Origin of the sequence: Mucilaginibacter sp., assembly GCF_036383575.1 — a bacterium.
Taxonomy (GTDB): Bacteria; Bacteroidota; Bacteroidia; order Sphingobacteriales; family Sphingobacteriaceae; genus Mucilaginibacter.
On the sequence record NZ_DASVOB010000413.1, the window covers coordinates 1 to 10,333 of the forward strand.

General features: G+C 40.8%; 10 protein-coding genes. 8 read left to right on the forward strand and 2 right to left on the reverse strand.

Translation table 11 applies throughout. From position 1 onward, the window contains the following. Positions 1–318: 318 nt before the first annotated feature. From VF500_RS14435 to VF500_RS14445, 3 genes are all read left to right on the forward strand, one after another. Positions 319–1,419, forward strand: a complete 1,101-nt coding sequence (locus VF500_RS14435) for a DUF922 domain-containing protein (protein WP_330860337.1) — start codon at positions 319–321, stop codon at positions 1,417–1,419. A 229-nt stretch (positions 1,420–1,648) separates the two neighbouring features. After that, on the forward strand, positions 1,649–2,155 hold the full coding sequence (locus tag VF500_RS14440; RefSeq protein WP_330860338.1) for a GbsR/MarR family transcriptional regulator: 507 nt from the start codon (positions 1,649–1,651) through the stop codon (positions 2,153–2,155). Positions 2,156–2,228: 73 nt separating this feature from the next. After that, on the forward strand, positions 2,229–2,600 hold the full coding sequence (locus tag VF500_RS14445) for a hypothetical protein (protein WP_121228302.1): 372 nt from the start codon (positions 2,229–2,231) through the stop codon (positions 2,598–2,600). 75 nt (positions 2,601–2,675) lie between these two features. On the opposite strand, the gene VF500_RS14450 is transcribed toward VF500_RS14445, so the two are convergent. Beyond that, entirely contained in the window at positions 2,676–3,044 is a 369-nt protein-coding gene (locus tag VF500_RS14450) for a response regulator transcription factor (RefSeq protein ID WP_330860339.1), read from the reverse strand. 1,074 nt (positions 3,045–4,118) lie between these two features. Further along, positions 4,119–4,475, reverse strand: a complete 357-nt coding sequence (locus VF500_RS14455; protein WP_330860340.1) for a response regulator — start codon at positions 4,473–4,475, stop codon at positions 4,119–4,121. A 374-nt stretch (positions 4,476–4,849) separates the two neighbouring features. Between VF500_RS14455 and VF500_RS14460 the strand changes: the two genes are divergently transcribed. The 5 genes from VF500_RS14460 (at position 4,850) to VF500_RS14480 (ending at position 10,163) form a co-directional block, all read left to right on the forward strand. Then, positions 4,850–6,166, forward strand: coding sequence for a gluconate:H+ symporter (locus VF500_RS14460; protein ID WP_330860341.1), 1,317 nt, complete (start codon positions 4,850–4,852; stop codon positions 6,164–6,166). Positions 6,167–6,179: 13 nt separating this feature from the next. Then, positions 6,180–6,992: an alpha/beta hydrolase gene (locus VF500_RS14465; protein WP_330860342.1), complete on the forward strand. Its 813-nt coding sequence runs from the start codon at positions 6,180–6,182 to the stop codon at positions 6,990–6,992. Positions 6,993–7,098: 106 nt separating this feature from the next. Then, positions 7,099–7,449 (forward strand): hypothetical protein, encoded by a 351-nt coding sequence (locus VF500_RS14470; protein WP_330860343.1) that lies wholly within the window; start codon positions 7,099–7,101, stop codon positions 7,447–7,449. Between the two features lie 201 nt (positions 7,450–7,650). Next, positions 7,651–8,820: a hypothetical protein gene (locus VF500_RS14475; protein WP_330860344.1), complete on the forward strand. Its 1,170-nt coding sequence runs from the start codon at positions 7,651–7,653 to the stop codon at positions 8,818–8,820. Positions 8,821–8,939: 119 nt separating this feature from the next. Beyond that, entirely contained in the window at positions 8,940–10,163 is a 1,224-nt protein-coding gene (locus tag VF500_RS14480) for a multidrug effflux MFS transporter (RefSeq protein ID WP_330860345.1), read from the forward strand. Positions 10,164–10,333 lie beyond the last annotated feature (170 nt).

Here is a 10,333-nt window from a genome sequence, read left to right on the forward strand (position 1 = left end):
AATAAAAATACGGGAATGAGCAGGGTGATGTATCTTGTTTTGATCATAAAGCGCATACTAACGATAGTGCGAAAATAGCTAAACCAAAAAGAGGCTTTTCACATTAGAAATTAACAATTGTGGATAACACTTCTTTTAACGAAGGTAATACTTAAGATAATATCCGTGTGGAAAACTTTAAAATTGTTGAGTATTACCGGGGCTTCGGTGGCGGGCGCTCAAAGGTAATGATTAAGCGTACAACGGTACAATTTATTTGTATTTTGAGCGATATTATAACCTGGGGGCAAAGTTTCCCGTTTTTTATTTTTATCAGTTATGAGTGTTGTTTTTAACAGGGCGGAACTGTGGTTGCCGGTGATTTTGTACATGCTTGTGTTTTGTCCGTTAAATTCTAATGCACAAAAAATAAATGCCGAAATTGTTTTAACAAACAAACAGTTAACTGAAAAAGCAAGCGAGTTTTATATAGCCAATGTTGTTGATGAGCGGGCCGACCGAAGTGCCGTAGCCTGGTTATTGCCCGCCCCTGGTAATTTACCCGCGGTAAAATATAAAGCTGATCTACAAGGGGGAGTAGCCGTTGCGGTAAAGCAATTTGCCGATTATGCGATCCCTGTTAATAAAGCTTTGCGCCCGGTAGGCATCCGCATAAAAAAACTAAAACTTAACGAAACTGCTATGGCTGACGGCAGGGTAGAAGGCCGGCTTGAAGTACAGTTATGGTTTGAATTGAAAAAGGATGACGGTAACGTTCATTTGATTGACTACCCGGCTGCCACAACATACTACCGCAGCGCGACGCAGCAATATGATACCGGGGTGCTGATAAGCCGTGCACTTACGGCTGGTCTCGATTTCTTTAATAAATGGATAAACCGTGAAGCGGATTCCAATATTAAACTTGCCAAAGGAGTAAAACTAATTTTTACGGATTATTCAGAACAACCCGAAGGCGACACCATTTATTACTCGGCAAAGCGGCCCTTAACCTGGAATGATTTTCAGGAGAAAGCCCGAGGCGGGAAATATATTGCCGAAGTGTTGCCTGGTTTTGGCTATACCGAAAAGGTAGATGTTGTAAGATCGGTAGTTGTTGTAAGAATAAGTATGCGGGTGTTTTTGCCTAAAAGTGCAGCCTGGGTAAAGCCGGAGGGGCGAACCGAGTTTGCGCTAAACCATGAACAAAGGCATTTTGATATTGTAAAGGTAGTGGCTCAGCACTTTAAGCAGGCCCTTATGGCCATGAAACTTCCGGTTGATAATTATGATGGCTATATTAATGTACAATACCTCGACTCGTACCGCGAAATGAACCAACTGCAGGAGCAATATGATAATGAAACCAGTCATGGCACGAACCAATACTATCAGCAGGAATGGAATATGAAGATAGATGGGTTGTTAAGAGGTGATTAATTTTTAGAGATTAGAGGTTGGAGGTTAGAGATTAGGTAAGGCCATGGGCAAAGAATTGATCTTTTTGTTGATAATATTTTGAAACCCTGCATCCGCAAGCCCGTTCAATCTCTAATCTCTAATCTCTAATCTCTAATCTCTAATCTCTAATCTCTAATCTCTAATCTCTAATATCTAACATTAATTTTCATTTTTTTTTGAAAGTTTAAAAACTTGTTTATATTTGTGCATGGAATTGGCAGAGGCAAAGTTAAAGTTCATTGAGGCGTGGGGGAAGCTGGGGTCGGAGTGGGGGATAAACCGCACCATGGCCCAGGTACATGCCTTGCTGATGATCTCGCCGGAAGCCTTGACTACCGAAGAAGTAATGGCCGAGCTAAGCATCTCACGTGGTAATGCCAACATGACCCTGCGCGATTTGATTGATTGGGGGCTGGTTGAAAAACAACATAAAACCGGCGAACGTAAAGAGTTTTTTTACGCCGAGAAAGATGTGTGGACTATTGCCCGCCGTGTAGCCGAAGAACGTAAAAAACGCGAGCTTACACCTATTATCAAAATACTTGATCAGTTGGGCGCAGTTGGAGGTGATGCAAAAGATCCGGCTTATAAAACGTTTAAAACTACGGTTACCGATATTAACAAGCTGGCTAATAACGTAAACAAAACATTGGACACCATGCTTAAAGCCGAAGAGAACTGGTTTTTTGGTTCGATACTAAAAGTGTTCAAGTAATATTTTTTTGAAATAAAATTTCAATTTTTACTGAAAATTCTAAATAATCAATAATAATTAAATCTTTAATATCATGAACTACTTTATTTTAACCTATGTTATTTACCTGTTGCTAAGCATAGCATTAACCGTGTGGGTTGCCAAGGTGTTGTTTAAAAACGGGCGGATCTTTTTAGTGGATATTTTTCACGGCAACAATGAACTGGCCGATTCTGTAAACAAGCTGCTGGTGGTGGGCTTTTACCTGGTAAATATAGGCTATATGAGCCTGGCGCTTAAAGAGTATGGCTCTATTGCCAATATGCAGGTAGTAGTTGAAGTACTGAGCTATAAAGTGGGCTGGATAATTTTAATATTGGGCGGTATGCATTTCCTAAACCTTGTCATTTTCTTTAAGCTACGTAACCGCGCTAAACGGGAAAGTGCATTTAATATAAGTGCTTAATTTTTAGTTTTTGTTTTGATTTGGCGGGGTAGGCGAGTATTTGTCTGCCCCGTTTTTTATGGTTGATACTGTACATCAGGCAGCGGCCCGTTTTAATTGGTTGTTTATCCTGTTTAATAAAACATCAATATCAAAGGGCTTGGCTATAAAATCATCGGGAGATCCATCCTGGTTAAGCCGGCCCGGATCGTGGCTGGCCGAAATTAATATAACGGGTATATTTTTAGTCTCCTGTTGGGTTTTAAGGGCTTTGCAAAGTTCACGGCCATCTAAATTGCCAAGCATAATGTCAAGCAAAATTAAATCGGGTTCGTGCTGTTGCACGCGGTCGAACAGGCTTTTACCATCTGCTAAGGTGTCAACCTCATAACCTGATTCTTCCAGGATGTATTTTATTATTTCTAAAATGTCTTTGTCATCGTCCACCGCTAATATCCGTCGCATAGGTAATGTGTTAAAAATGTATCGGCAAAAAACTACTGCGATATTGCTTATCCAATATCTCGCAACATCAAGCAATTACTATACCAAGTATTATGCTGACCTATTTTAGGCTTCAATCTCTATTTTATGCAGCTTTACTTAAGGAGATGCTATTGTTATGTGGGTATTAAGGATATGTTATTGTATACAAATGAGGGCGGCGTTCTAAAATAGCAGCATAATGCTGTATAAAAACAGGTTGTTCTATACGCTGAAAGGGGCAGAATATTAAGCTTCTGAAAGAAGTTACGATGGATTGCGCGTTATTTTATAATAACAAGGGCCGACTTTTTACACTTGGCACAAAAGTATTTCCTTACGGGTATAAAAAACAGGATGTTTTTTAAAAACCAACTCCTTCGCATCTGGAAATGATAAGGGGCACCGCATTTTGAACAATAGTACTTTTTTCTTGACTTGGCTTCGTTTTCTTCCACAAATTTTTAAATAACAGGAAGCCAAAATACAATATCTATGTTATCGGCGGAGAAGAAATAGAAGAAAAGTACTTTTAAGTAGGTGCTAATTTCTTTTTATGAAAAAAAATAAATTAACCTATCGTAGTATGTACCGCTTGCGTTGGCATCTGTAGCACATATATCTTTTTAGAGGAAGGAAAAACAGGAATTTTTTTACGAAAAAGCCACGGGGCACACGGCTGTCAAGTTCGGATTTACACCTTGGACATACGGGCGCTTTTTTTACTTCCGCTTTTTCTTGTTCGTTTATCGATAGTACCATAATACAATCAGGGGTTATTGTATTTAATTAATTGTTTATATTAACTTATAAAACAAAGTTAATATAATTAGTAATATTTCAATTAGGTTATTAAAATATTGCTAATTGCTTAAAAAAAGCTATTAAAATGAAATTTATTTATAAATACGTGTCCTTTTAAGTACTTTTTTTACTTTTTTAATAATCCCTGTTTGGGATAAGCGAGAAAAAAGCCTGTAATTGAGGTTTAAAAGTTTTAACGTAAAGGAGAGGTGAGTGATTTTTAGCTATTGAGAAAGGAGAATGTCCTTGTTCTTAAAGCAGGTTATTAACCTTTTCAACAAGTTCGGTCAAATCAAAAGGTTTACTGATTATTGCATCACAACCGTAACTAATGAGCTCGCTTTCACTACTCACATAAGCCGAAAATATAATTACAGGTGTGTTGCCAAATTTAGGGTGTACTTTTATATTCCGGCAAATTTCGCCGCCATTAGTGCCTGCTACCCGGTAATCAAGTATAACAAGATCTGGTTCAAAGTCTTCGATCAGCGGAAGTACATCAGTACTTATTGAGGTGCTTTTAACTTCAAATTGTTCATAAGTAAGGGTTTCATGAACAATATCAAGGATGTCCTGATTGTCATCTAATACTAAAATACGCTTAACCATAATAAAAATTAAAGAAATGAATGCCGAAAAGGTATTAAAGTATGTTCGTTAAAATACAGTGTCCTGTAAATAGTTGGTTTGGGCTTAATCTTAATCGGATAAAACTTTAACGCAAAATTAAAACTATTTTTTATAAAATTAATGAAACGGTGTTATAAATAGCAAAACGTTGTGAGTTAATTGCACAGGTTTTTTATTTATTAGCATGTAATATACAAAAAGCTCTTTAAAGTGTTTTGATATTAACTAAGCTAATTAAATGCTTTTACCATTAAAAATCCGAAACTCAAATTTTGTTATTACTTTAGTTGGCAGCAGCGGGTGTCCAATACCTCAGGGTACATGCCTCTGGCCATACATAAACATATAATTTAATGGTACTGTTAACTATCTTTTTTTGTATTGTGCTACTGGTTTTGCTGGTGAGCCTCGTAAAAGTAAATCCTTTCATTGCGTTTCTGATCGTTTCAATAGTAGCCGGGTTATTGTTGGGTATACCGATTAATAAAGTAACGGCTTCAGTACAAAAAGGCATGGGCGATATTTTAGGCCAGCTGCTCATTATTATTTGCCTGGGTGCTATGCTGGGCAAGCTTGTTGCTGTAAGCGGGGCCGCGCAAAAAATAGCTGGTGTGCTTGTTGACGCCGTAGGCGAAAAATACATTCAGTGGGCACTGGTTGCCGCCGGGTTTATTATAGGTATTCCATTATTTTACGGTATTGGCTTCGTGCTGATGGTGCCGCTTATATTTTCGGTAGTTTATAAATATAAGCTGCCGGCAGTATATATAGGTTTACCTATGCTGGCCTCACTATCGGTAACACATGGCTTTTTGCCTCCTCATCCATCGCCATCGGCATTAGTGGCCTTATTTCATGCTAATATGGCCACAACCTTTATTTATGGGCTTATGATCGCTATTCCTGCTATTATACTGGCAGGGCCTGTGTTTGCGCAGTTTCTTAAAAAGATCCCATCAGAGCCGCTGGCTACCTTCCGGGCCGAGGAACTACCTGTAGAAAAACTGCCCGGCGCGTTCAATAGCTTTTTCACTGCTTTATTGCCGGTATTGTTATTAATGCTAACTGCTTTTTTTCCATACCTTAATATAAAAGATCCGGGCGTGGCTAAGGTTATTACATTTCTTGGCGATCCGTCAATTGTTATGCTGATTGCGCTTATTGTTGCCACTTATACTTTAGGTATAAAACAAGGTAAAAGCATGGGCATGCTGGCTGGAAGCTTTACCGATGCTGTGAAGGATGTCGCATTGATATTATTGATCATAGCAGGATCGGGTGCTTTTAAAGAAGTTTTAACTGCCAGTGGTGTAAGCAGCCAGATAGCCTCACAACTACAGTCTTTTAATTTGCCTCCATTGCTTTTGGGTTGGGTAATTGCGGCAATTATCCGTATTAGTTTAGGCTCGGCAACCGTAGCCGGATTAACAGCAGCGGGTATTGTTGCGCCATTGGTTTTGCAAAATCATATTAACCCTAATTTAATGGTGCTATCCATTGGGGCTGGCAGCCTTGCATTTTCTCACGTAAATGACTCAGGATTCTGGCTATATAAAGAGTATTTCAATTTAAGTATTAAGGATACCATCAAGTCATGGTCGTTAATGGAAACACTTGTTTCTGTTATCGGGCTTGTGGGGGTCACCGTTATTAACCTTTTTGTTAAATAAAACTTCGCTTGTTATGAAAAAGCTGTCGATAAGTTTGTGCCTGTTAATTTTTATGCTGATTAGCGGCAATTGTGCTTTTGCGCAGCAGGTTACTCCTGCAGGCAGCTACTATAGTTCGTTCGATGGCGTTAAGATCTATTACGAAGTTAAAGGCGACGGCTTTCCGGTGATACTGGTACACGGTTTTTCGGGTACGGGCGAAGGCTGGAAAAAAGGACAACTTTATGCCGATCTGTTTACAGCAGGCTACAAAGTGATCATATTGGATCAGCGGGGCAACGGACGGTCGGATAAGCCGCATACCGACGCAGGTTACGCCAACGACGCCGAAGCTAAAGACATTATGGGTTTAGCTACAAGCCTTGGTCTTAAGCAATATGATATTGTTGGGTATTCGCGCGGATCGATCATCACTTCGCGTGTGTTTGTGCTGGATAAACGGGTGAAAAAGGCTGTGATGGGTGGCATGGGCGATGCTTATACCAACCCCGAATGGCCGCGAAGGATCCATGCATATAAAGCTTTAATGGGCGATACCAGCTTCCATGATGTTGACGGAATGATCAAATACATCCGCAGTAACCCTTTTGATCAGCTTGCTTTGGCCTATCAGCAAAAATGGCAACCTTCAACCAATAAGCAGGAGCTGGCCAAAGTAAAAATACCGGTATTGCTTATAAACGGCACTGAAGATCACGATGGCGGCGACGAGATCGCGCTTAATAATGCTATCCCGGGCTCAAAACTTGTCCATGTTCCCGGTGATCATAATGCTGCCAGCCACACGCCTGAATTTTCAAAGGCTGTAGTAGATTTCCTGAAATAACCTTGTCAACTAATGCTTTTTTCTTGAAATTTTGAATAGCTATTTTCAAAAACGGCCTGCTATTTGTATAGGTGTTTGTGTTAACACTTATTAAATGCATACTGCTATGAAAAATTTAATGCTATATATGTGCTTTTTAATCGGCCTGATGTTATCCATGAGTATCAATGCCGGCGCACAAACCACTAAGAAAAAAGGGATCAGTAAACAAGGTAAAGGCGCCATTATAGGCGGCGCTGGCGGCGCGGTTGCGGGCGCTCTTATTACCCATAGTGCAGGCGGTGCTTTAGTTGGTGGCGCACTTGGCGCGGGTGGTGGGTATATTATCGGTAATGAGGCCCGCAGACGCGAAGAAAAAAGAAAACGTGCAGCGCGCATTGCCTGGCGCAGGGCACACCCTCATCATCATTATACAACAACTAAAACAACGGTAACTAAAACAACAACTTACCATTAATTTAAAGGGTTGTGATTAAGGCCTGTAATCATTGATTTTACAGGCCTTTTTTTATTTAAATTAAAATTTAGCTAAATTGAAGCGATTGCCCTGTTTTATTCGTTATGAATATTATTAACGGCCAAACTTCATGGTGATATTTTCTGTTTAAAAGCGATGGTGAAAGGGTTATCTGTAATAATTTTATGTTTAATTCCGGTAATGGTGCTGGCACAGGAGCCGGTTACTGACACCATAAGCATAAAAAGGGATACAGTACCTCAAAGGGATGTTATCGATATAGTACGTTCAATTTTCAAAATAAAGCCCCGGCAGCAGGCGACTGTAAGAAAAAAAATCTACTTTTCTGTTTTTCCTACATCAACAAGTGATGGTCGAAGCGGGGGGAGGGCGCTGTTTACTTCAACAACAGCCGGGTTTTACCTCGGCGATGAGGCCACCACCAATTTATCAAGCTTTACTTTTACACCTTATTTTAATTTAAGGGGGAGGTATGGTTTGCCCATCAGGTCAAATATCTGGCTTAATAATAACGAGTGGAATATACAGGGTGATACCCGACTAATGGTTTATCCGCAATATACCTGGGGCCTGGGCGGCAATCAGGGTCCGCATGATAGATTTTTGGTGAATTATAACTACCTCCGCTTTTATCAGAGTGTGCTAAAACAGATCAAACCTTACTTTTACGCGGGTTTGGGTTATAATTTGGATTACTACATGGATATTGAGAGCAATGGCGATCAAAACCTGCGGAAGTTTACCGGTTATAAGTATGGTACAGCGGCCGATCAGGATGCTTTCTCATCCGGAATAACACTCAATTTATTATACGATTCGCGGAGAAACTCGATCAATCCACTGCCCGGAGCTTATGCCAATGTGGTTTACCGGGTTAACGCCAAAGCATTTGGAAGCCATACCGACTGGCGATCATTATATATTGATGTACGGAAGTATATACAGTTAAGCAATTCGGGACCTAAAAACGTGCTGGCATTCTGGTCTTTCTTCTGGACAACGCTTACGCCGCGCACACCGTACCTAAACCTGCCGAGTCTTGGCTGGGAACCTTACCAGCGGTCGGGCAGGGGATTTCCGCAAAGCCGTTACCGGGGCGACAGGCTTGCGTATTTTGAAACAGAATACCGCCGCGATATTACTCGTAACGGTTTATTTGGCTTTGTGGTATTCGCAAATGTTAACTCAGTTAGCGAGCCCGGAAATCATGCCTTTGTATACTGGCACCCGGCCGGTGGCACGGGCTTACGGTTCAAGTTCAATAAAAAAGCCGGCACCAATATCAGCCTTGATTATGGGGTGAGCAAAAACTTCTCGTCAATAAGTCTTAATTTAGGCGAGGCGTTTTAATGCTTCGGTTCATAGGTTATAGATCATGGTTCATAGCCTTTTGGGTATTTGTCACATTTAATTTGATTTGCTTGTGATCTTATCCATGAACTATCAACCATGAACCATCAACAAAAAATATGACCAAACAAAAATATACTGTACTCATCCTCATATTGGGTTCGCTTACTGCACTTGGGCCTTTTTCTATCGATATGTACCTGCCTGGTTTTAAGGCTATAGCCAAATATCTGCATACCAGTACGGATGAGGTAGCATTGTCGTTATCAAGCTATTTTATCGGTATTGCCGCCGGGCAGCTGCTTTATGGTCCTTTGCTTGACAGGTTCGGCCGTAAAAATCCGCTGTACTGGGGGCTCGGGCTTTATATTGTATCATCAATGGGGTGTTTCTTTGCTTCATCGCTCGAAATGCTCATTGTGCTCCGCTTTTTCCAAGCAGTAGGTAGCTGTGCAGCCAGTGTGGCGGCCATGGCCATGGTGCGCGACCTGTTCCCGGTTGAAGATAATGCCAAAGTATTTTCATTGCTGATATTGGTGCTTGGTGCATCGCCCATGCTGGCACCCTCCATAGGGAGCTATATCACAGCCACTTTTGAATGGCAGATCATTTTCCTGGTGTTAACCATTATAGCAGTACTGATATTGCTGGCCGTAATATTCTGGCTCCCCGAAAGCTACCACTCTGATCCAACATACTCCTTAAAACCAGGGCCAATTATAGGCCATTTTATAACTGTTTTAAAAGATGCGCAGTTTGTAACCTATGCCATAGGCGGCGCATTCGCGTTTGCAGGTTTATTTGCGTATGTATCGGCATCACCTATAGTATTTATTGAAGGGTTTAAAGTAAGCGAAACGCAATTCGGGTGGATCTTTGCTGGTCTGTCGGTTGGTTTTATCGGTTCAAGCCAGTTAAACAGTGTGCTGATCAAAAAATATAAAAGCGAACAAATGATCGGTGCATCATTGATTTTGATGGTTATTATTTCGATAGTGTTTTTTGCAGGCTCATTAAATCATTGGTTTGATATAGGCGGAACCATAGCGATGATATTTGGGGTATTATGCTGCATTGGGATATGTGCACCGAATACATCTGCATTGTCACTTGCTCCGTTCACTAAAAATGCGGGTTCGGCTTCTGCCATATTAGGTGCTTCACAGATGGCTGTGGGCGCTTTGTCATCTATAGGCATCTCGGTAATAAAACAACATAGTTCACTGCCTATGGCAGCAGTTATGGTAGCCTCATCAATTTTGGCGCTCTTAATTGTGTTTATTGGCAAGCGGTTTATAAAACACAAGGTTGAAGCCAGTGGGGATGTTGTTGTGGCGCATTGAACCTTGATTCTTAGGATTGAAGGATTCGCATGATTTTAAACTATGCCGTTGTTGGTGTTGTCACCATAGGCGTTCGGAAGATCAAATTATCTCTTTAAAAAAGTATGTCATTGGGAGCGTAGCGCGGCAATCTCGTAGCCAATGCATGTCCGCCCTGTATAGCTACGGGA